Source organism: Microvirga lotononidis, assembly GCF_034627025.1.
In the GTDB taxonomy this organism is placed as follows: domain Bacteria; phylum Pseudomonadota; class Alphaproteobacteria; order Rhizobiales; family Beijerinckiaceae; genus Microvirga; species Microvirga lotononidis.
This window is the reverse complement of sequence record NZ_CP141048.1, coordinates 4,279,840-4,303,675: the sequence shown is the minus strand read 5'-3', so window position 1 is coordinate 4,303,675 and position 23,836 is coordinate 4,279,840. Positions and strand designations below refer to the sequence as shown.

General features: G+C 65.5%; 11 protein-coding genes and 1 tRNA gene. All 12 read right to left on the bottom strand.

The features are described from left to right. Positions 1 to 63: 63 nt before the first annotated feature. A complete protein-coding gene (locus tag U0023_RS20270; protein WP_009491203.1) occupies positions 64 to 1,395 on the bottom strand; it encodes a family 1 glycosylhydrolase in 1,332 nt (443 codons plus the stop codon). A 47-nt stretch (positions 1,396 to 1,442) separates the two neighbouring features. Beyond that, the gene (gene metG, locus U0023_RS20265) at positions 1,443 to 2,993 is read right to left on the bottom strand and encodes a methionine--tRNA ligase (RefSeq protein WP_009491204.1); all 1,551 of its coding nucleotides are present in this window, start codon (positions 2,991 to 2,993) and stop codon (positions 1,443 to 1,445) included. A gap of 47 nt (positions 2,994 to 3,040) precedes the next feature. Further along, a complete protein-coding gene (locus U0023_RS20260; RefSeq protein WP_009491205.1) occupies positions 3,041 to 4,105 on the bottom strand; it encodes a DNA polymerase III subunit delta' in 1,065 nt (354 codons plus the stop codon). Then, the gene (gene tmk, locus U0023_RS20255; protein ID WP_009491206.1) at positions 4,095 to 4,769 is read right to left on the bottom strand and encodes a dTMP kinase; all 675 of its coding nucleotides are present in this window, start codon (positions 4,767 to 4,769) and stop codon (positions 4,095 to 4,097) included. Before tmk ends, U0023_RS20260 begins: the two co-directional genes overlap by 11 nt. Further along, a complete protein-coding gene (locus tag U0023_RS20250) occupies positions 4,769 to 5,980 on the bottom strand; it encodes a D-alanyl-D-alanine carboxypeptidase family protein (RefSeq protein ID WP_009491207.1) in 1,212 nt (403 codons plus the stop codon). Before U0023_RS20250 ends, tmk begins: the two co-directional genes overlap by 1 nt. Positions 5,981 to 6,097: 117 nt before the next feature. Next, a complete protein-coding gene (locus U0023_RS20245) occupies positions 6,098 to 7,099 on the bottom strand; it encodes a septal ring lytic transglycosylase RlpA family protein (protein WP_009491208.1) in 1,002 nt (333 codons plus the stop codon). 474 nt (positions 7,100 to 7,573) lie between these two features. Then, positions 7,574 to 7,663: transfer RNA gene (locus U0023_RS20240), tRNA-Ser, on the bottom strand. Positions 7,664 to 7,775: 112 nt separating this feature from the next. Continuing rightward, complete coding sequence (locus U0023_RS20235) at positions 7,776 to 16,946, bottom strand: DUF4429 domain-containing protein (protein WP_009491209.1); 9,171 nt, start codon at positions 16,944 to 16,946, stop codon at positions 7,776 to 7,778. Between the two features lie 9 nt (positions 16,947 to 16,955). Then, positions 16,956 to 18,404, bottom strand: coding sequence for an HlyD family type I secretion periplasmic adaptor subunit (locus U0023_RS20230; protein WP_009491210.1), 1,449 nt, complete (start codon positions 18,402 to 18,404; stop codon positions 16,956 to 16,958). Next, positions 18,401 to 20,587, bottom strand: coding sequence for a peptidase domain-containing ABC transporter (locus U0023_RS20225; RefSeq protein ID WP_009491211.1), 2,187 nt, complete (start codon positions 20,585 to 20,587; stop codon positions 18,401 to 18,403). Before U0023_RS20225 ends, U0023_RS20230 begins: the two co-directional genes overlap by 4 nt. Then, complete coding sequence (locus U0023_RS20220; protein ID WP_009491212.1) at positions 20,584 to 22,284, bottom strand: peptidase domain-containing ABC transporter; 1,701 nt, start codon at positions 22,282 to 22,284, stop codon at positions 20,584 to 20,586. Before U0023_RS20220 ends, U0023_RS20225 begins: the two co-directional genes overlap by 4 nt. Positions 22,285 to 22,617: 333 nt before the next feature. Further along, complete coding sequence (gene pobA, locus U0023_RS20215; RefSeq protein ID WP_009491213.1) at positions 22,618 to 23,787, bottom strand: 4-hydroxybenzoate 3-monooxygenase; 1,170 nt, start codon at positions 23,785 to 23,787, stop codon at positions 22,618 to 22,620. Positions 23,788 to 23,836: the final 49 nt, after the last annotated feature.

Genomic DNA, 23,836 nt, shown 5'->3' with positions numbered 1-23,836 from the left:
TAAAGGTGCCCTCCTCTCCGGCGGCTCGCCGCCCAGGCTCATAATGATGTTCAGCCGATCCGTCTACCGACGGGCGCCCTGAGCCGTCGCCACCGGTTCGTCGTCCTCCTTGGCTTCCTTGTGCAGCATCTTGCGCATGCGATCCTGATGCCGGCGGAGCGGAGCCTCGTCATGATCCTGTGGGCGAACGACGGGCACGGTCAGGCAGACGCTTTGGGCGGGAAGCACGTCGCACCAATCGTGAATCAGCTTCCTGTAGCGGCGCCCCACGGGACGGATGTTCCGCTCGAGGTCGTAAAGGCCGACGGGTGTGACCCGGTTGTTCTCCTCCCGAAGCGCCGTATCCCAATCCATCTGGTCGGTGAGCGAGTACCAGGTAAAGCCCACGATCGGGACACCGGTGTTGCGGACCCTCAGCACGTTTGCCCATTGCTTCCAAAGCCAGTTGACCGCCTCGTCGCCGTTAGGGCCCTGCATGAGGTTCGTTTCGGTATGCATCACGGGCAGCCGATAGCGATCATAGTACTGCCGGGTGATCTCATCGTATCCGAAAACATCCCCAGCGGCCTCGGTGGTGCCGTCCTCTCGGACCCTATGCTCGTTGGTGAGGTAGTAGTCATTCCCCATGATGCAGTGGTGGCGCAAGGACGAACGACTGAGAAAGAAATGGTACTCGTCCCGGGTCATGCCGCTATCCATCAGGAACTCGTACATTTCCGAGTCGACCCGTCTTCCATAGTTCAGGTCGAGGGATAGGAAGCGCCGTGAGTTCATGATCTCGGACGGCTTGATGGCGGCGGGATTCTCCGCGTGGAAGTATTCCGACGACTCGCTTTGGATGAACAGGGCGTCCGGCCGGACCTTGAGGATCCGTTCCATGGCCAGAACATTGGCCCTCACGATGTGCTTGAGGGCGGTTACGAACGCCTGGTCGCTCGTCAGCTGCTCGTTCCACCAGCCATAGGCTGCCGAGAACTCGGCGCAGATGAACATCTCGTTGATGGGAGTATAGAGCTGAACCCAGGGAAAGCGACGCGCGAAGTCTTCCGCGTAAGATGCGAACAGGGCTGGGAAATCCGGGTTCTGGAAATTTCCGATCCAATCGGGCACGCCGAAATGACAGAGGTCGACGATGGGAATGATGTCCCGACGCTGGAGCTCGCCAAAAGTCATGTCGGCGAAGGCCCAATCGTAGCGACCGGGACCGATGAAAGTCTTATGGAGCGGCGGTCCGTAGCGGAGGACCTGGATGTCGAGATCCTCCAGGAGGTCGAAATCCGTTCGCCAATGTGTGTAATGACCGCACTTCTCCATCTGGTCGATGCGGGTGCGGCCATTGTTGATGGTCGGGATGCTGTTCTCAATCCCGGTGGCAAACATGAAGGTGGTATACATCTTCCGCTTCCGCTGAAGGCTCCGGGGAGCCCATCAAAGCGGAAGCGTTAGGATGCTTCCGCCTCGATATAACGCGGGAAAATCGGCGCAGGTTGCGGAAGCGCGGTTCCAGCCGTCAGGCGATGCTCCGGACCGACAGCCGCAAGCACCCTGCCCTCGGGCGGAATCGCCAGCAGATCGAGGAGCTTGGCCGCAGCCGTCGGGACGAAAGGCTGAGCCAGGACGCCGACCGCTCGCAGGACCTCCGCTGTCACGTACAGTACCGTGTTCATGCGCGCCGGGTCGCTCTTGCGCAGGATCCAGGGCTCCTGGGACGCGAAATAGCGGTTGGCCTCGGCCACCACCGCCCAGATCTCGGCCAGGGTCGTATGGACGGCGAAGTCCTTCACGGCCGCCCTCGTCTTGCCGGGCAAAGCATCGGCCAGCCAGAGCATGTCCTGATCGGCCTGGGTGAACTCTCCCGGCTGCGGAACGGCGGCATCGCAGTTCTTGGCGATCATCGACAGCGAGCGCTGGGCGAGGTTGCCGAGATCGTTCGCCAAGTCCGCGTTGATGCGGTTCACGATGGCCTCGTGGGAGTAGTTGCCGTCCTGGCCGAAGGGCACTTCCCGCATGAAGAAATAGCGGATCTGGTCGACCCCATAGGTGTCGGCGAGATCGAACGGGTCGACCACGTTGCCGACCGATTTCGACATCTTCTCGCCCTTGTTGAGCAGGAACCCGTGCCCGAAGACGCGCTTCGGCAGCGGCAGCTCGGCCGACATGAGGAACGCGGGCCAATAGACCGTGTGGAAGCGCACGATGTCCTTGCCGATAATGTGCACGTCCGCCGGCCAATAGTGCCAGCGCGGGTCATTCTCGTTCGGGAAGCCGCAGCCGGTCATGTAATTGTTCAGGGCGTCGATCCAGACATACATGACGTGCTTCGGATCGCCGGGAACCGGCAGGCCCCAGTTGAAGGTCGTCCGGCTGATCGAGAGATCCTGCAGGCCGGAACGGACGAAGCTCGCGATCTCGTTGCGACGGGTTTCCGGGCTGATGAAATCGGGATTGGCCTCGTAATGGGCCAGCAGCCGGTCCTGATAGGCCGAGAGGCGGAAGAAATAGCTCTCCTCCTCGATCCACTCGACTGCCGCGCCGGTCGGCGCGCGGAAACTGCCGTCGGGCTGCTTCGTCAGCTCGCTCTCGTCGAAATAGGCCTCGTCCCGGACCGAGTACCAGCCGGAGTACTTGGAGAGGTAGATATCGCCCCTCTCCTGCATCCGGCGCCACAGCTCCTGGGTCGAGGGCAGGTGATCGGAATCGGTCGTGCGGATGAAGCGGTCGTAGGAGCAGTCGAGCCGGTCGGCCATGGCCTTGAACTTCGCCGCCATCTCGTCGACGAAGGCCTTGGGCGTCGTGCCGTTCTTGTCCGCCGTCTGCTGGATCTTCAGCCCATGCTCGTCCGTGCCGGTCATGAAGAACACGTCGTAGCCGTCGATGCGCTTGAACCGCGCGATCGCGTCGGATGCGACGACCTCGTAGGCATGGCCGATATGGGGAGCCCCATTCGGGTACGAAATAGCCGTGGTGATGTAGAATTTCTGCTTGTCGGCCATGTCGAGTCCTAAGTCCTGAAATCAAAAACCCTTCGGACGATGAGGCTTCAGGCCGCCCGCCGAACAGCCTCGGCGAGATCGTCGAACATCGTCAGGATGAAGGGCCGGCGGTCGAGGTTGAACACATCGATCTCGCGCGCCGAACGGCCGATCTTGTCACATACCTCCACCAAAGGCGCAAGGCGGGACGCTCCCAGGCCCGCCCGCTCGTGAAGCCGGTCGGAGACCCAGCGCTGCACGGTTTCCAGGGCGAGTTCGTAGCTGTCGTCGGCGTCGCGCTTGGACAAGGCCTCCGCGAGTGCAAGGATCTGCTTGGTGTCGGCCTTCGGCAGGCCGTTCAGGAGCCGGTTCACCTGATCGATGAAGGCGACCTTGTCGGCGTCGAGGAACTCCAGGGTGCGCCGGACCGAGCCTTCGCCGTAGCGAAGCGCCTGATCCACCACGTCCTGCGGGATATCGGTCCAGGGCGATCCGAGGGACGCAATCGCCGCCTTGATGTCCTGATCTTCCAGGGGGCGCAGGAGAAGGCGCCGACAGCGCGAGCGGATGGTCGGCAGAACCCTCTGCGGCGCGTGACTGACGATCAGGAACAGCGAACGCGGCGGCGGCTCTTCGATCACCTTGAGCAGCGCATTGGCGCTCGAAATCGTCAGGTCCTCGGCGCTGTCGACGATGCAGACCCTGTAGCCGCCGTCGGCGGCGGTCGAGCCGAACATGCCGAGCGCCCGGCGGACCGCATCGACCGGGATCGTGGCCGACGGTCCCTTCTTGTCCGTGGCCGGCGCTCGTCTCAGGACGGAAAGATTGGGGTGCGAGAGCACCGCCACCTGACGCGCCACGTGGGAGCCGGCCGGCACGTCCAGGCTTGAAATGGCTCGCTCGTTGGATCTCTGCGGATCGAGAACCGTGCGCGCGACGCGATAAGCCAGGGTGGCCTTACCGATACCCTGAGCTCCGCCGATCAGCCAGGCATGATGAAGACGACCGCTGCGAAGCCCCTCCAGAAACGCGTCCTCGCCGTCCCGGTGGCCGAAGAACGCGAACTGTTCCCGGGGATGCGGGGCCCCGTCGAACTGATCTGGCTCCGCAAGGCCCTGCTCGTCACGCGACATCGAGTGGCCTCACGGCATGCTCGGTCATTTGAGGGAGACGCTCACGCACGGCCGCCCAGATCGCGGCCTCGACCTCGTCGGGATCCTGATCCGCATTGATCACCGCGCAGCGTCTCGGTTCGGCCCGAGCGATCGATAGGTAAGCCTGCCTCAGGGATTGGTGAAAGGAGATATCCTCCTCCTCGAACCGATCGGCGCCCTCGCCTTTTCCCGCCTGCCGGGCTCCGGCCCGGGCCAGCCCGGTTTCGGCGGGAAGATCGAGGATCAAGGTAAGATCGGGTTTCACGCCCTGCAGGGTCACCGTCTCGAGCTGATCGATCAGAGCCTTGTCGATATTGCCAAGGGAGCCCTGATACGCTCGCGTCGAATCTGCGAAACGGTCACAGAGAACGTGCGTCCCGCTCTTGAGCGCAGGCTTGATGGTCTTGTCCAGATGGTCGATCCGGGCGGCGGCAAACAGGAGAGCCTCCGCGAGAGGCCCCAGATGCTTGGCCCGGCCGCTGAGAATGAAGGCACGGATTTCCTCGGCATGCGGAGAGCCGCCTGGTTCCCGGGTCACGAGGACCGGTTGGGCGAGACGCTCCAGCCGGGTCCTGAGCCTTTGGATCTGGGTCGACTTGCCTGCGCCCTCCCCGCCTTCGAACGTAATGAAGCAGCCAGCCATCAAATGCCTTCGATCACGCTCGTGAAAGCGCGGCGGACCCACCCCGTGCTGAATTCCAGCAGGCCGTCCAGGGCACGCTGGCTCAGCGTCCCTTCCTGAACATCCTCATCGGCATAGAGCGGCATGTCGAGCGCCTGCATGTCCCCGCGGTTGACCTGGAGCCGGGCCACCTCCGCCCCTTTCTGGACGGGGGCCTTCAGCGGTCCGGTGTAGACGATGCGAGCGGTGACCCGTTCGCTCTCCCCACGGGGCACAAGTACACGAACAGGCTTCCTGGACACAAGCGGAAGCGACCGCTTGTTCCCGCCGAACACCTGAGCCTCGCCGACGACCTGGCCCTCGGCGAAGAGCTGCTGGGTCTCGAAAGCCCGGAAACCCCAGTCCAGCAGCTTGCGCGCCTCGTTGGCGCGGTCCTTCGCCGTCTTGAGGCCGTTCACGACCACGATCAGGCGCTGGTCGTTCTGCACGGCGGACCCCATCAGGCCGAAGCCGGACTCGTCGATATTGCCGGTTTTCAGGCCGTCAGCGCCGATATCCATGAACAGCAAGGGATTGCGGTTCTGCTGGCGGATCTTGTTCCAGGTAAACTCCCGCTCGCCGAACATCTTGTAGAGATCCGGATAGGTCTCGATGATGTGAAGGGCGAGCTTCGACAGATCCCGGACGGTAACCTTCTGGTCAGGGTGACCATAACCCGTGGCGTTACGGAACGTCGATTGCGACAAGCCGATCTGCTTCGCCCTCTCGTTCATCATGCGCGCGAAGTTATCTTCCGTTCCGGCAACGCCCTCGGCGATGGCGATCGCGGCATCGTTGCCCGATTGGATGATGAGTCCGCGCAGCAGATCCTCGAGGCGGACAGGGGTATTCACCTTGGCGAACATGGAAGAGCCGCCCGATCCCCCGCCGCCTTTGCGCCAGGCGTTCTCCGAGATCATGAACTCGTTGTCGAAGTTCAGGCGACCGCTTTTGATCTCGTTGAAAACGACCTCCGCCGTCATGGTCTTGGCCATGCTGGCGGGTGCGGTCAGCTCGTCGGCGTTCTTCTCGAAGAGAACCGCATGGCTTCCTGCGTCAATGAGGATGGCCGTGGGTGCGCTCGTCTGAAAATTCTGCGCCTGCGCCGCTTGCGGCCAACCAAACGGAAGAGAGATGGCACTCCACACAAATCCAACCGCCGCCAAGGCTCGGGCGACTTTAACATGACGCATCGTCAGCTTCTCCAGGCTATTCCCCTAGGAGAACCCGAATCTGTGGCGCGTCAATAACAAATCAACCGGCTGCTACGCTCTCGCCGGTCCCATCGATCGGATCCTTAGACCCGACCTCTATCGAAGAACGAACTTGGAGGGATCGGCAGACGTATAAGCGCCGTTTCTCTGGAAGCCGGAGCGGGAATCGTCAGCCGGCGATCCGTAGAGACTGGCCACAACGGGACGCGAAGCTGGAGACGCGGAGCTGATCCGGGCCACCGGGCTCGCGGCACCCGGGATGGTGCCGAGGTCGAACGGACGCTCGGGCGGCAGCGGCACATTGCTGGCAACGGCGCCGGAGCCGGCCGCCTGTGACGGACGGGCCGGTGCCGCATACGCTCCGTCATCCGGCTCGTACGTACGGAGTGCGATGGCCTGACGGGTCACGTTGGTCTGCGGCGCCGCCTGGGCAATCATGGTCGGGGCCGAACCGGTGAGTGCTGCAGGCGTTCCGTCGGTCCTCAGGCTCGCCAGGAGGATGCGGTCGTCGCTGCCATTCGTGGATGCGCGGCCAACGTAGTCGACCCGCACCCGCGCCGTTCCCGACTGCCGGAATCCGAGAGCGGCCGCGGCGCGCTCGGAAACGTCGATCACCCGGTTCCCGTGGAACGGCCCCCGGTCGTTCACGCGAACGATCATCGAATGGCCGTTCTGCAGGTTGGTCACCCGGGCATAGCTCGGGAGCGGCATGGTCGTATGGGCGGCCGCGATCGAGTCCCGGTCGAAGACCTCACCGTTCGCCGTCATGCGCCCGTGGAAGTTGGATCCGTACCAGGATGCGAGGCCCTCGGTGGAGCGAGGCGTCTCGTTGGGAACATAGGTGCGGCCGGCCACCGTGTAGGGCTTGCCGACCATCTCGCGACCGCCGCCCTTGGGAACGGGCTGGCCGTCGGCGACGACTTTCGGGCTCGGAGCAACGCCGTATTTGGGGTCGATGCCACCGCGAACATTGGAGGAGCAGTTGGCTGCGGTCAGTGCGATTGCGGTCACGCCTGCGACGCGAAGGAGGGTCCAGCGATTGAAGGAAGAGGCGCTTCCCTTCAGGTCGGTCGTCACTTCTGCGCGATTCGAAGGCATTTGGTCTCGCATTCCATTATCCGCACCGTGCATGGCAGAGCCGGGCTAGCCCGGGCCTCGCGCCAAAGTGCTTTCGGGTCCTTAAAGGAAAGTTAAATAGCCGCGCTTGTCAATGGCAAAGCTAGAAAAACAATAACAATGTATCATGATAGCAAAAAGGCCAGAAAATCATTGTCTTAAGACGAATTCCTAGCGCTCAACCTCAGAAAAACTCCGCATCCGACGACGGGGCCGAACCGGAGGGCCGACAGCATTGAAGCTGCCTGGCATCGGCGCTTCAGAGATAAAGATCTATTGAAATCAAGCCTTTAGCTCTCGGCATCGACTGTGCGGCACTTTGCGCCGATGTGGTCATGGAATTCCGCAGACAGGAGGCGGTCCAAGCTCGACCGGAGCGATGCTTTTTGAGCGGTCTTGGTTAATAATCCGGGTCCATCCAACCGTTCCCGAAGACAATCGACCGATCATGGTGAATGGCGGAGAGGGTGGGATTCGAACCCACGGTGGGCTTGCACCCACGGCGGTTTTCAAGACCGCTGCCTTAAACCACTCGGCCACCTCTCCGGAAACGGTGAGCACCGCCCTACCGTCAAATCCTCTCTAAGACCGGCACCCAGGGCGCGTCAACAGAATCGGCTCGCGATGAGCCCGACCCCGGCATCCGCCCATGGAATACTCACGACCAATGGGTCCTGGCGGATTCGAGCTGGAGGTTGTCGATCGGCTGGACGTGATCGGCAACAGGCTGGTCGAGTTCCACAGGCTGGTGCGGAGCGGCCTCCGGCGAATGGCCAATATCGATCTGATCCGTCCATGCTCCGGCGGTTCCATGACCGGGGTCGATCGTGCCGTCCGCCATGAGCAGAAGAATGTCGGACCCGGACAGGTCCTGCGTCGTCCCCGTATCCGCGGCAGCCATCAGCCCATGGGCCTCGATCGGGGATGGCGGAGGTTCGTCCACGATCACCTCGATGGTTTTCGGCGTCGAGGCAGATCCCTCGCTGTCGAAGAGCGTCACGCCGATACTGCGCGATCCGGCAGCGAGGCCGTTCGCGTCCGCGCTCTCCAGGACCAGAGATTGCAGCACTGCCGAGTAGACATCGGGTCTCGCATGTCCGCTCAGGGTCAGCGTTCCCGTCTGGGATGCATATCCGCCGCCGACGACTTCGATTCCGGTATCACCGACCATCACGCGCCCGTTTTCCTCGTGCAGCAGGTACCCGGCGAAATCGAGCCTGTCGCCTGCCTGTGCCCCGGTGAGGGTCACAGTCGCGCCGCCGAGTTGCAGGCTGTCCACGTCATGCGCCTGTGCGAGGCCCACGGCGCTTGTATGATGGGCGCCTGCCTCCGCATGGCTCGGTCCGGTCAGCACCAGTTCAGGCGCGTCGTTCACCGCATCGATCGTCACGGTGAATGGCGTGGTCGTCGTCGCGGCTTGGCCTGTCGTCTCGGTGCTCGTCGCCTGGAGCGTCAGGTGAAGCGTTCCGTTCCAGTCCTGCGCAGGATGGAGTTGCAGCCCTGAGAGCGCCTCGGCCGGAACCCGCCACACACCGCCTCCAAGGGACGTTCCGTGGGACAGGGTGAAGTCGTCGGGAACGCCCAGGATGCTGACCGACAGCGTCTCCGAACCGTCCGTATCCGCGAGGGCCGCGGACAGGTTCAGCGTGATGGCGTGGTCCTCCTTACCGGTCACGTTCTCCGCGGTGGCCACGGGTGTGTCGGCGACCGCATGGACGGTGACCACGTGCGTGCCTGTCACCTCCCGGCTGACGGAAATACCGTTGCCCGTATCCGTAATGGTCGCCTTCAGGGTCAGGGTGAAGTCCGCATCGCTGTGCTCCGCCGGATTGATCCTCACCAGGCCGGCGCGCAGATCGGCCGTGGCGACCAGCCAGGTGCCCGCCGTCAGCTGGGTTCCGAGATTGAGGCTCGCACCGGTGGGCAGACCCGACACCTGCGTGAACTCGGACCAGGTTTCCGACCCATCGTTGTCCTGGAGCGTGAAGGTCGGATTGAGGACGATCGGCGTGTCCTCGTCGCCCGTGCTCGTTCCCGCGATCGTACCGGCGTCCGCCACGGGGTTGACGCCGATGGTGAAGTCCCGGGACGTGCGGGCCACCGACCCGCCGACGCTCTCGGTCGCGATGCCGGTGAGCGTGAGCGTGAATTGCCCGGATACGTTCGCCGGAGGCGTGAAGACCAGATTGCCGAGCTGAGCCGGTGTGAGCAGCCAGCTGCCGTCGGACTGCTTGGTTCCCGCGTTCAGGCTCGCACCGGCCGGCAGGCCGCTGAGGACGAAGCTGAGGCTCTCCGATCCGTCCGTGTCGACCAGAGCGCCCGCCAGACCCGTGAGCCGGATGGAGGTGTCCTCGTTGCCGGTGAAATCGTGCACCGTGACGTTCGGCGCATCGGCCACCGCCTCGACCTGCACGCGGAAACTCGCCTCGGTTGTGGCCGTGTCGCCGTTGGGCTCCCGTGATGTGGCGCGCATGGTGAGACCGAAGGTGCCGGAGAAATTCTCCGGTGGGATGACGGCAAGATGCGGCAGGTCGGCCGGTGCCACGATCCAGCTCCCGTCGGATTGACGCGTGCCGTAGGTGAGGCTTGCCCCTGCGGGCATGCCGAGGATGACGACGGACAACACTTCCGAAGCATCGCGATCCGTCAGGGCCGCCGAGAGGCTCAGCGCGATCGGCTGGTCCTCGAGCCCGCTTGCATCGCGGGCACTGATGACGGGCGCGTCCGCGACGGCTTCAACTGACACCTGGAAGGTGGTCTGCGTGGTCGCCACCGATCCGTTCGAGATTTCCCGTGCATGAGCCTGCACGGTCAGATTCATGGTGCCGCTCCAGTCGGCCGGCGGCGTCACGGTCAGTCCGGAGAGCTGCGAGGGCGTCAGCGTCCAGCTGCCGTCGCCATTGTTGATCCCCTTGGACAGCCGTGCGCCTTCGGGCAATCCCTGGATGACCACGGAGAGTACCTCCGAACCGTCGGTGTCCACCAGAGACGCGGAGATATCGAGAGCGATCGTCCCGTCTTCCCGTCCTGATGTATCGTGCGCATTGACCGTTGGGGCATCCGCTTTCGGCACGATGGTCACGGCGATCGTCCGCTGCGTATCGTGCGTATCGCCGTTGCTGCGCTCCTGCGTCGTGGCCGTCACCGTCAGATGATACGTGCCATGACTATTGGCCGGCGGGACGAACTGCAGGCTTTCCAATTGGGCGGGATCGACTGCCCAACGGCCATTACCGAGATCGACGATACCGGCGCCCTCGAGGCGCCCCCCTTGCGGGACACCGGAGACGATCACGGCCGTGACGAACTCGCTGCCGTCACTGTCGCCGGGCGTGACAGTGAGCTTCAACGGAACGGCACCGTCCTCATCGGCGACCGAGGGATTGGCATTGATGAGGGCATCGTCCGCCACGGCGTCGACGTTGACATGGATCGTGGCCGAAACGGCTTTCTGGTCCCCTGTGGCCTCCGTCGATACGGCGACGATCTCGAGATCGATCCTGCCGGAGAAATTGGCAGGCGGAATAAGACGGACGTCTTGGAGCTGGTCCGGGTGGAGCACCCAGGCGCCCGTAAAGGGGTCCCTGACGCCGACTGAGAGGCTCGCGCCCCCAGGGACACCATTGATGCGGATGCCGAGGGTTTCGCGTCCGCCGTCCGTATCCTTGGTCGCGGCTTCAATGGAGAGGATGACGCTGCGGTCTTCGAGAGTATCCGCATCCCTGACCACCAGCCGGGGCGCCTGGGCCGAAGGCGCATCGTCCGGATCCGTGCCGGGACCCGTTCCATCGCCTCCACTTCCATCCCCACCGCCACCGCTCGGGACCGTGATGGTCACCGGGATCCGGACCGTCAGATCGGTCTGATCCCCTTCGCGCTCGACGGCAACGGCCGTGACCTTCAGCTCGAAGCTTTGGGTGAACCGAGCCCCGGGGCGGATGGCGAGGGACGGGAGGTTCTCGACCGGCACCAGCCAGATCCCTTCGCCCACCGCGATTCCGGATGACAGAACGGCCCCAGGCGGCACATTCCGCACCCACATCTGGAGGCTTTCCGATCCGTCCTTGTCTCCCGGGACGGCCGAAATCTGGAGCGGGATCCAGCCCTGACCCGGGTCCAGGCTGTTGTGTGCGCTTCCATTGGCGGGCTCGAACTTCATTTCGGGCGTATCGGCATCGCCGAGCGGATCCACTACCATTTTCCCGCCGATGGTCACCTGAACGCCGTCGCTATCCTCGATGGTCATCACGATCTTGAGGGTCCGTGCTTCATCGCTGTCGTGAGGCATGGTCAGCGTCACGCCCGCCATGTGCGAAGCGGCGATCCGGTAGATTCCGTGCTCATCGGCATCGATGACAGTGCCATCCGCCAGCCGCAGGACGGCTCCGGCGGGAATGTCTCCGATGAGAATATCGCCGACCACCGTCTCGGACCCGTCGGTGTCGCCGAGACCCGGATCGAGGCGCAGCAGGATCGGCCGGTCTTCCGTACCGTGCATGGTCCCCCAGTCGCCGGACACGCCGTCGAGGCCGCCGACTGCGGGAGCGTCGACCACGGCCTCGACCACGACGGGGAATTCCACGGTGGTCGATGCCTGATCGCCTCCCCGCTCCTCCTGCGTGATCGCCGTGACCGAAAGTTTGATGGTGCCCGAGAAGTTGGCCGGCGGCAGCAACGTCACCAGCCTGGCTTCCTCGGCAGTCAGGGACCAGACTCCCGGACCGCGATAGGTGCCGTGAGACATGACCGCACCCTCAGGCACTCCCCTGATCACGAAGCTCAGCGTCTCCGACCCATCGTTGTCCGGCATGGTCGCCGATAGATTGAGGACAATGGGGGCATCCTCGAAGCCACTGGCGCCGGTCCTGTCCATAATGGGGGCGTCGGCTACGGCCCGAACGATCACGGGAAGATCGAGTGCCGCGCTTTCGGCGGTACTGCCGTTGGGCTCCGCGGAGATCGCCGAGACCTTCAGGGTGAAATCTCCGTCCGAATTGGCAGGAGGCGTGATAGTCAGGCTGTTCGCCACGGCCGGATCCACCAGGACGCTGCCGTTGACGACGATCAGCGCTACACCGCCGGCCCGCACAACCGCGCCGTCCGGAATGCCTGCGATCCGAAACCCGACGATTCTTTCAGAACCGTCCCGATCGGTGGTCCAGGCCGTCACGGTGAGCGGAATGGCCGTGTCCTCGTTGCCCACCGCCGGCGCAACGCGCAGCCCGGGCTCGTCCGCGACCGCGTCGACCTCCACCTGAAAGGATACTTCCCCTGAAGCGGTCTTTCCGTTCGAGGTTTCGGTCGCGGTCGCCCGGATCTTGAGGTCCAGCGTGCCGGAGAAGTCAGCGGGCGGCTTAAGGGCGACGTTCGGCAGGTCTGCGGCTTGGACGATCCACGAGCCGTCGGATTGCAACACTCCCTTCGTCAGGGAGGCCGAGGCCGGAACGCCGTAGATTCTGACGGTCAGCGTTTCCGATCCATCCGTGTCGACGAGGCTTGCCGATAGATGGAGCGGTATCTCCTGGTCTTCCTTGCCCGATACGCTCGTTGCACTCACGTTCGGCCTGTCCGCAACCGCGTTGACGATGACCGGGTTCGTGCCCGTGACCTCCTGGCTGACCGACTTTCCGTTGCCGGTATCCGTAAGCGTCGCGGTGAACGTCAGCGTGAAATCTGCGTCGCTGTTCAACGGGGGCTTGATCCTGACGAGCCCCGCCTGGAGGGAGCTCGTAGCGACCTTCCATAGGCCCGGTTCCACCATCGTTCCATGATCGAGCGATGCGCCGATCGGCACCCCGGAAATCGTGGTGAATTCGGACCAGGTTTCGGAACCGTCCTTGTCGGGCGTATCGAATGTCGGCCGGAGCGTGATCCAGGTGTCCTCGTCGCCGGTGGCAGAGCCCCCGATGCTGCCCTGATCCAGCACGGGATCGAGATCGACCGTGAATGTCGCCGAGTTGCGTGCGCTGGGCACGCCGGGTTCGTTTTCGGTCGCAACCGCCGTGAGCGTGAGCTCGAACCGTCCGGAGCCGTTCGCCGGGGGCGTGAGGATCAGGCCGTTGAGCTGCGCGGGCGTCAGAAGCCAGGTGCCATCCGCCTGTTTCGTCCCGGCATTGAGCGTCGCACCGGGAGGAACGGCGAGAATGAAACTCAGGGTTTCCGAACCGTCGAGGTCACGCAGGGTGCCGCCGAGGCCGGTGAGCGCGACCGGCTCGTCCTCGCGGCCCGTGTAGTTGGCCACGGTCACGTCGGGCATGTCGGCGACCGCATGGACCTGCACCCGGAAATCCGCTGTGCTGGTTGCAGTATCGCCGTTGCTCTCCCGGGCCGTTGCTTCGATGCGCAGATCCACCGGACCGGAAAAGTCGGGTTTCGGAATGAACTTCAGATCGGTCAGATCGGCGGGATCGACGCTCCAGCTGCCGTCGGGCTGGCGCGTGCCATGCGACAGCGAGGCGCCGTCCGGCACGCCCCGGATCAGCACCGAGAGCACCTCCGAGCCGTCCCGGTCCTTCAGCAGCGCCGACAACTCCAGCGCCACCGGCGTGTCCTCCTGCCCGGCCACGTCATGGGCCGCCACCAGCGGCGCATCCGCTACCGCCGTCACGGCCACCGTGAACGGCGCCCGCACCGTCGCGGTCGAGCCGTTCGAGCTCTCCCGCGCCTGGGCCACCAGGGTCAGGTCCATGCGCCCGCTCCAGTCGAGCGGCGGCGTCAGGCTCAGGCCGGTCAGCTGGGCCGGGGTGAGCGTCCAGCTGCCGTTGCCGTTGTCGATCCCCGCCGACAGGCGCGTGCCCGGCGGCAGGCCTTCGATCACCACCGAGAGCACTTCCGAGCCGTCGGTGTCGGTCAGCGCCGCCGCAAGGTCGAGGGCGATCGGCTGGTCCTCCCGGGTGGCGGCATCGTGCACGCCGACGACCGGGGTGTCGGCCACCGCCTCGACCTGGACGCGGAACGGCGCCTCGTGGGTGGCGGTCGAGCCGTTCGGGCTCACCGCCGTGGCGCGCAGGGTCAGGGAGAGGGTGCCGGAGAAGTTCTCGGGCGGCAGGATGGCAAGATCGGCCAGATCGGCCGGCGTGACCTGCCAGCTGCCGTCCGGCGCACGCGTGCCGCGCGACAGCCGCGCCCCAGACGGTACGCCTACGATGGTCACCGACAGCGTCTCCGATCCGTCGGTATCGCTCAAAGCGGCCCGGAGATCGAGGGTGGTCCATTCGTCTTCTCGGCCTGCGGCATCGTGGACGCTCACGAGCGGAGCGTCGGACACGTCCTCCACCTTCACCTGGAAGCCGACGCTCTGGGTCGCCGTCGAACCGTTCGAGCCCTCGCGGACGGTCGCCTCGAGCGTCAGCTTGATCGTGCCTGAAAAGTCCTGGGGCGGCGTGAGGGAGAGGTGAGCCAGATCGGCCGGCGGCACATTCCAGCTGCCGTCGGGCTGGCGCGTGCCGTGCGACAGCGAGGCGCCGTCCGGCACGCCGATGATCCGGACCGTCAGGGTCTCGGATCCGTCCGTGTCGACGAGGGCGGCCGAGACATCGAGCGGGATCGGCCGGTCCTCGTCTCCCGTTACGTCATGCGCAGCGACCAGAGGTTCATCGGCCACGGCCGTGACCGCCACCGTATGGGTTCCCGTCATCACCCGGCTGGCGCTCCTGCCGTTGCCGGTATCCGTCAGGGTCGCCGTCAGAGTGAGGGTGAAATCCTCGTCGCTGTGCTCCGCCGGGCGGATCATCACGAGACCGGCGCGCAGATCAGCGGTCGAAACCTGCCACAACCCGGGAGCGATCTCGGAGCCGAGATTGAGGGAAGCGCCCGGCGGGACGCCCGCCACCTGGGTGGAGGCCGACCAGGTTTCCGAGCCGTCCTGATCCGGCGTGAAGAAGTTCGGTTGGAGCAGGATCAGGGTATCTTCCGAACCTGCGCTCGAGCCGGCGATGCTGCCCGCATCCACGACCGGATCCACGTTCACCGTGAAGGTGGCAGAGGTCTGGGCGCTGGGCACGCCGAGCTCGCTCTCGGTGGCGATGGCCGTGAGCGTGAGGGTGAAGTGGCCGGACATCTGCGCCGGCGGCGACAGGGTCAGGCCGTTGAGCTGCGCGGCTGTCAGGGCCCAGCGACCGTCGCCCAGCGGGGTGCCGGCGCTGAGAGTCGCATCGGCGGGGACGCCGCTGAGCACGAAGCTGAGGCTCTCGGAGCCGTCCGTGTCGCGCAGGGCTCCACCGAGGCCGGAGAGGCTGACCGGCATGTCCTCATAGCCGTGGGCGTCCACGACCGTCACGTCCGGCGCATCGGCGACCGCGTGCACCCGAACCTGGAAGCGAGTATCAACGGTGGCCGTCGACCCGTTCGGCTCCTGCGAGGTCGCCTGCAGCGTGAGGTTGACGGCGCCGGAGAAGTTCGCCGGCGGATTGAAGGCGAGATGTGGCAGATCGGCGGGATCGACGCTCCAGCTGCCGTCGGGCTGGCGCGTGCCATGCGACAGCGAGGCGCCGTCCGGCACGCCCCGGATCAGCACCGAGAGCACCTCCGAGCCGTCCCGGTCCTTCAGCAGCGCCGACAACTCCAGCGCCACCGGCGTGTCCTCCTGCCCGGCCACGTCATGGGCCGCCACCAGCGGCGCATCCGCTACCGCCGTCACGGCCACCGTGAACGGCGCCCGCACCGTCGCGGTCGAGCCGTTCGAGCTCTCCCGCGCCTGGGCCACCAGGGTCAGGTCCATGCGCCCGCTCCAGTCGAGCGGCGGCGTCAGGCTCAGGCCGGTCAGCTGGGCCGGGGTGAGCGTCCAGCTGCCGTTGCCGTTGTCGATCCCCGCCGACAGGCGCGTGCCCGGCGGCAGGCCTTCGATCACCACCGAGAGCACTTCCGAGCCGTCGGTGTCGGTCAGCGCCGCCGCAAGGTCGAGGGCGATCGGCTGGTCCTCCCGGGTGGCGGCATCGTGCACGCCGACGACCGGGGTGTCGGCCACCGCCTCGACCTGGACGCGGAACGGCGCCTCGTGGGTGGCGGTCGAGCCGTTCGGGCTCACCGCCGTGGCGCGCAGGGTCAGGGAGAGGGTGCCGGAGAAGTTCTCGGGCGGCAGGATGGCAAGATCGGCCAGATCGGCCGGCGTGACCTGCCAGCTGCCGTCCGGCGCACGCGTGCCGCGCGACAGCCGCGCCCCAGACGGTACGCCCATGATCGTCACGAGCAGGACTTCCGATCCGTTCGTGCCGGTCAGGGCTGCCGACAGGTCAAGAGCGATCGACTGATCCTCGCGCCCCGCCACATCGGCGACCCGGACGCCCGGAGCTGAGGCGGGGTCGTCATGGGAGTCTTCGGGTCGCGGCAGGTTTTGCTCGGGAGCCGGGATCGTAACAGACTCATTCCGTGGAACGATCCTCGTCGGTGCGGGCTCCAACAGGTCCGGTGCGTCATGCGCAGAATGCGAAGCCTCGGGCGTCGCGTGGGAGCCGCCTGCCCGAGACGCCGAGACCGGCCGAAACACCGGAGCCTCGACCGCGACCGTCGGCTCCGACCCTGCGGTCTCCAGGGAGACCGTCCTGATGACCGGAGCCGGCGCAGCAAGAGGCTCCAGCCGAGTATCCTCGGGACGAGGGGCGGCCTCTTCAGCCACCGGCGGGATGGCGGCCGGCCGACCGAGCGCCCCACCCGAGGGTGAACCCGGCATCATGCCGAAGGCCGCGACAGCCTCGGTTCCTCCGGCGAGGTTGCCGGCCGCTCCGCCGTCGCCGACGGGAACCGTCCGCTGCACGGCGCGAAGGGCACGCAGCGCTTCCTCATCGACGACGCTGGCGTCGAACGGGATGGTCAGGTCGGGTTGCTGGGTCATGATGCGCGCTCAGCGTTCGTGGAAGGATGCGGCCATGGCCGAATAGATCGGCTTCAGCAGGTATTGCAGCACCGTCTTGGTGCCGGTCGTGATGTCGGCCTGGACGGTCATGCCGGCCACGAGCTGCGCGTGGCGCGGATCGTGACCGACATAGGGCTGTTTGAGCGCGATGCGCGCGCGGTAATGCGGCTGCCGCTGCTCGTCGAGGAAGGTGCCGGCCGACACGCGCTCAACCCTGCCCTCCACGGATCCGAAGCGGGCGTAGTCGAAGGCCTGCACTTTTACGTGCACCTGCTGACCGACCTCGATGAAACCGATATCGCGGGGCAGGAGCCGGACATCGGCCACGAGCTGCGCGTCCTGCGGCATGATTTCGGCCACGAGGCCACCCGGCGGCAGAACCGTTCCGGGTCGATGAACCGCGAGCCCGCGCACGACGCCGTCGATCGGCGCGCGCAGCATGACACGCTCCGCACGATCTTCGAGCTTGCGGACGAGTTCGGTCGTCTCCGCGACATCGAGGGCGACTCGCGCCGCTTCCTGGCGTGCCTCGTCCACCGCGGCCGATTGCGCCTCCGCGATGCGGGCTTCCGCCTCGGCAAGGCTGCGCTGCGCCGTCACACGCTGGCCGTTGAGCCGCTCATGCTCGGCCTTCGCGCTCATGAAGAGCCGCTGGGCCTCCAGCACGGAAAGGCGGGTCGTGAGGCCGTTGCTGGCGAGGTCTTCCCTGATGCCGAGCTCCTTGGAATGCAGGGTCATCTGCTCCTGAACGGAGGAAATCTGCCCTGCGAGGGTCAAGAGATCGCTCCGACGCTGCGCGACCTGCTCCTGCAGAACCGCGACCCGGTCCGCCAGGGCTCGCAAGCGCGAGTTCAAGGCGGCACGTTGCGGCTCGACGAAGATGCCTGAGGTCAGCGGCGCCACGGCCTGCGCGTCTCCTCCGGCGCTGGCAACGATTCCGGCCGAAGGCGATTGGCGTCCGCGAAGGTCGAGCGCCACGATGTGACCGTCTGCAGCGGCCGCAAGGCGCTGCGCCTGAAGCTGCAGGGATTCCAGCCGGTGCCGGGCCTGCGACAGCTCCGATTGCGCCACGGCGTCGTTCATGCGCAAGAGCGGCTGTCCCGCCTCGACCGCCTCGCCCTCGTTCACCAGCACCTCGGCGACGATGCCGCCTTCGAGATGCTGGACCGGCGCGGCTGCAACCATCGGGGCGATTTCACCCGTGCCGACTGCCACTTCGGGCACACGGGTCAGGGCAGCCCAGGACATGCCGGCAGCCACGAGAATTCCGGTGCCAAGCACGACCGCCCGTTCCAGCCCCTTCACGCGCAGCTCTTCGAGGGCCAGCACATGACCATCGGGACGTGGTTGGCGGCTGGCCCGGGGTAGAATGCCCCTGTCGATGCTTGCTGGCAGGATCTCGCCGTTGATGGCAGGTGTCGCGGTCTTGCTCATCATGCAACTTTCGGACTGTTGGCGGCCGACATGTTCGCGAAGGCGGCATTCGCCAGCGATGGGCCGATAGGGGCTCTCGTCGGGCGCGGGCCGACGGGTGCCGTCTGCTGTTCGAGTTCTTCGACCTGTCCATCGCGCAGGCGCAGGACCCGGTCGGCCAGCCGGATATGGCTCGGCCGGTGCGTCGCCATGAGGATGGTGCAGCGGCCGCGACGCGAGGCGATGACGTCGGTGAAGGCCTTGGCGCAGGCATCGTCGAGACCGGCGACCGGCTCGTCGAGGAGCAGGATGGGCGCATCACGCAGCAGAGCCGCCGCCAGTGCGATCCGCTGCAGGATGCTGCGCGGGAGACGTCCGCTCTGGTTGTCGCCGACGCGCGTGTGGAAGCCCTGCGGAAGAGCCTCGATGGCGTCCAGCACACCCGCCTCCTCGGCCGCCGCGCGCAGGTCCGCATCGGACGCGCTGGGACGGGCGAGACGCAGATTCTGGGCCACGGTGCCGTAGAGAAGACCGGGTGATTGCGGCACCCAGCCGATGCTCCGCCGGAGAACCGCCGGGTTGAAGGACCGGACGTCATGGCTGTCGATCCGCACAAGGCCGCCCTGCGGCCGATAGAGGCCTGCCGTCAGCAGCAGTAGGGTCGACTTGCCGCTCCCTTCCGCGCCGGTGACCGCCACGACCTGACCCGGCTGAATGGAGAAGCTGGCGCCGGCGAGAACCGGTTCGGCTTGCGGGAGATAGCGGAGAGTCACGCGCTGAAACACGATGGCGCCCTGCTCCGGCGGAGCCATCCGCGCTTCGAGCGGTGGAGGCCGCTCGGTTTCCAGGGACATCATCCCGTCGACCTGCCGGATCGAGGCCTGCGTCTGCTCCCAACGGGACAGCATGACGAAGCAGGTCTGCATGGGACCGAGAATACGCCAGATCAGCATCATGCCGGCGATGAGTGCGCCGGCCGTCATCGCGCCACCCAGAACCGACAGCACGCCCATCACCACGGCAGCCAGCCCCGACAGCGTCACCAGAGCCTGACTTGCGGCAAGAACGGATCCTGCGAGCGTGCTGACCCGCGCAGAAGAGACGGCTGCGGCCGCCGCCGCAGACGTGTAGCGATCGATCCAACGCTCCTCAGCTCCGACGAGCTTCAGGGTCCGCACAGTTTCGAGCGCCTCCACGGCCAGCGCTTCCCGCATCTGGTTGGCGCGGGCCGCCTGCTCGATAGCGAGCCGCATCGAACCGCGGGAGATCAGGAACAGGATCACGAATCCGACCGCGGTGCCGACAGGTACGACCGCGATCCAGCCTCCCAGCAGCACCATGAGGACGATGACGATCAGCGTGAACGGCATGTCGAGAAACGCGACGGCGAAACTGCCCGTGAGGAACTCCCGGATCGCCGCGAAATCCCGCAGGCGCGACACCTGCGAGGCCGTTCCGGCGCGTTCCACGAGCGCCGTGGGCAAGGACATGAGCTGCGTGAAGACGGCACTGGGGACTAACCGGTCGAGCCGCTCGGCAATGCTGAGGAGGGCACGCTGGCGAACGGCACGAAAAGCTACCTCCAGAAGGACCGCCGCGACCGCGCCGGCCACGAGCATCGGCAAGGTCTCGGGGCTGTAGCCTGCGATGACCGTGTCGAAGACGGACATGGTGAAGAGCGGCACGGCAAGCCCGAGCACGGCCATCAATCCGCTGATGCCGAGAAGCGCCGGCAGATCCCCCCGGAAGCGCCGGGCGATGCCGCTGAACCAGCTCTTGCGCGGAGCCCCGGCCTCCATGTCGATGACCAGCATCAACGTGCCGCGCAGCGTCTTCGGATCGCACGGCTCCACGGTGCCGGTCGCGCCGTCGAGGAGCAGGACGCGCCCCTCCTCATCGCGATACACGATGGCGGCAGGCTCCCCCACCGGGAGCAGGATCGCCGGAAGGCGTCTCGGATCCAGGGCGCCTTGCGACACCCGCTCCATCCGGGTTGGATAACCCAGGATGGCGAGCGTGTTGCGGACATCCGTGAGATCGATATCCGGCTTGACGTGAGGCAGGGCCGACAGGAGATCGTCCGCGCTGCCGGGCCATTCGAGCAGCCAGAGCATCGCAGAGAGACAGCGGGCGAGATCGGACGGGGCCAGAAGATCCTCCGGCAGCTCCAGCGGCGCGCTCGCGCGGTCTTCTCTTGTGAGCCTCATGCCACACGCTCCAGTCGGCCTTCGCGGATCGCATAGACCCGGTCGGCGATGTTCAAGGTGGATGGCCGGTGGGTGACGTTGACCACCGTCACCTTGCCCCTCAGGTCCGCCAGAAGCCTGGCGAGACGTGCGTCGCTGTCCCCGTCGATCTGCGAGGTGATGTCGTCGAGGAGGAGAATGCGTGGCTCTTCGACGAGAGCGCGGACGACGCCGATGCGCTGGGCGGCACCGCGCGGCAGCGGCGTGGCGGCCACGCCGACCTGGGTGTGCCATCCGCCCGGAAGTGCGCTGGCGACCTGATCGAGACCGAGCTCCGTCGCAAGGCGAAGGGCGAGGGCCTCGCGCTGGGGTTGATGCATCGTCAGATTCTGCAGGAGCGTGCCGCGCACCAGCGCAGGATCCGGGGGAACCAGCGCGACCAGCCTGCGGGCCGGCCCGACATCGACTTGGCCGAGGTCCTGTCCGTCGATCAGGACCTGCCCGTCGGAGGCCTTCAGGTCACCGGCGATGAGGCGCAGCAGGGCAGAACGGCCCGATCCGTTGGAGCCGGTGATGCCGACGATCTCGCCGGGTTGCACCTCGAGGTCGGCTCCGTCGAAGAGCCAGTCGGAATAGCGCGGCGTGCGGAACCGGACGTCCCGAAGAAGAATGTGTCCGGACGAAATCTGCAGCAATGGCCTGTCCGGGCTGCGCTCCTGCGGCAGCGCGCCGATTTCGGCGACGCGCCTTTTGCTCTCCCTGAGCGATTGCAGCCGCGACCAGAGGGCGACGCCCCCGAGAAGAGGCTGCATCGTCCGGCCGACCAACATGGTGCATGCGCTGAGGCCGCCGACGCTGAGCTGTCCTTCGAGCACCATCAGGCATCCGAAGGCTGCAACGCTGATCGTTGCGATCTGGGACAGCAGCATGCCGCCCTCCTGCCCTGTCGAAATCGCATGCGACAGCTTGCGGCGCAGCTGGGCGGAGCCGTTCTGGAGGCGTTCATAGCGCCGTTCCAGCAGGGGCTCGGCACCCAGCACCTTCATGGAATGGATGCAGTTCAGAGTGTCGAACAGAAAGTTGAAGCGGCGCTCCTCGGCCAGGGCAAGGTTCTGGGCCGCATGGCGCACGCGACGCCCCGTCAGCACGGCGAGAAGCCCCACGCCCGCGAGAAGCGTCAGGGGCACCAGCACGAGCGGGCCCGCGAGATACCAGATGCCGATGAGATAGAGGAGCGCGAAGGGCAGATCGAGCATCGCCTGCAGGGCGGGACCGGACCACGCCTCGCGCAGCGTCCCGATTGCGGAAAGGCGCTCCGCGTAATAGCCGTTGCCGTGGGCCTCCAGCGCCGAGAGCGGCGCATTGAGCAGACATTGCATGGCCTGACGATGCGCCTGGGCTTCTGACGTCGCGGCGACTCGGGCAAGCACCCGGCCGCGCACATGGCGGAGCAGCGCCTCCAACAGGATAGCCAGCGTCACGGTCGTGGCGAGCACCGTCAGGGTACCGACCGCCTTGTTCGGGAGGATCCGGTCATAGACCTGGAGCAGGGCGACGGGGAGAGCGAGCGCCAGAAGGGTAATCAGCAGGGTCGCTTCGACAACGGGAATCAGGAAACCGATTCCGAAGCGGCCGATCAGGCCTCTGAACGGGCGTGTCAGCCAGGGGCCGGCGGACACCAGCGATGGTGCCGCGGATGAAACGGCGGACCGATCCATAACGCTACCAATGGCCTCGCGGCCTATAAAAGACAGACGATGAAGCTGGTGAAAAAATACCGGGCTCTCACCGGTATGACGGGGCGGCATCATGCCTTTGAAACGGCCTCACCTCTGTGAGCGCTCAACCCGTCATGAGTATCAACATTGTGATATATAGAATTCGGAAATATTTTCTTATTAGTCAACGTAACGTCATATCAGATTTGGCATTAATGATCTGGTAAAGTTAATGCTGCCGGCGAGGCTCTTCCTATAATCTCCGTTTGACCGTCTTGAGAATGGTGGAGAGCGAATACTTGAAGCAGCCGGGACAGCGTCATGGCGGATATGTCAGATCGGCAGCCCGGTATAGTTCTCCGCCAGGGAGCGGGCGGCGGCGTCAGAGCTCCTGAGATAATCGAACTCCGCCCGTTGGATCCGGCGACTGAATGAATCCGTGCCCGGAAACGTGTGAAGGATGGAGGTCATCCACCAGGAAAACCGCTCTGCCTTCCAGATTCTCGACAGCACGCGGGCCGAATAGCCGTCGATCCCAGCGGACGATCGCTCGGCATAGAATTCGATGAATGCCTCCGCCAATGCGCAGACATCGCTTGCGGCGAGGTTTAGGCCCTTGGCGCCGGTCGGCGGCACGATGTGGGCCGCATCGCCCGCGAGAAAGAGCCACCCGAACCGCAGAGGCTCTGCCACGAAGCTCCTCAAAGGTGCGATGGATTTTTCGATAGATGGTCCCGTCACCAAGTTGTTGGCGGTTTTCTCGTCGAGCCTGCGGCGCAACTCGTCCCAGAACCGGTCATCCGACCATTCCTCGACCCTCTCGTCCGCCGGAACCTGAACGTAATACCGGCTGCGGGTGTGGGAGCGCATGGAGCAGAGCGCGAAGCCGCGCTCGTGATGGGCATAGATCAGTTCCTCGGCGACAGGCGGCCTGTCGACCAGAATGCCAAGCCAGCCGAAGGGATAGACCCGTTCGAACGTGCGGATCGCTTCTTCTGGGACGCTGGCGCGGGCCACGCCGTGATAGCCGTCGCATCCGGCGATGAAGTCGCAGGCCAGCTCGTGCTCGACGCCACCCTTGACGTAGCGCACCTTGGGCCTGTCGCCATCGAAATCATGAAGCGAAACGTTCTCCGCCCCATAGATCGTCGTTGCGCCGGAAGCATCGCGGGCCTCCATGAGATCGCGGGTCACCTCGGTCTGGCCATAGACGGTGACCGTTCGTCCGATCAGGGCGTGGAAATCGAACCGGTGCCTGTCGCCGTCGAAGCAGAACTCGACGCCGTCGTGGACGAGGCCATCCGCGTGCAGTCTCCCGCCGACACCGGCCTTGTCGAGGAGTTCCACCGTACCCTGCTCGAGGACACCGGCGCGGATCCGTCCGAGTACATAGTCGCGGCTGCGTCTTTCAAGAATGACGGTCTCGATCCCGGCCATGTCGAGAAGACGCCCGAGGAGGAGCCCGGCCGGGCCGGCGCCAATGATCGCCACCTTCGTGCGCATGTTCACTTCCTCCGCAACGACGGTCTGGGCCGCCTTCTTCACGCCGCTG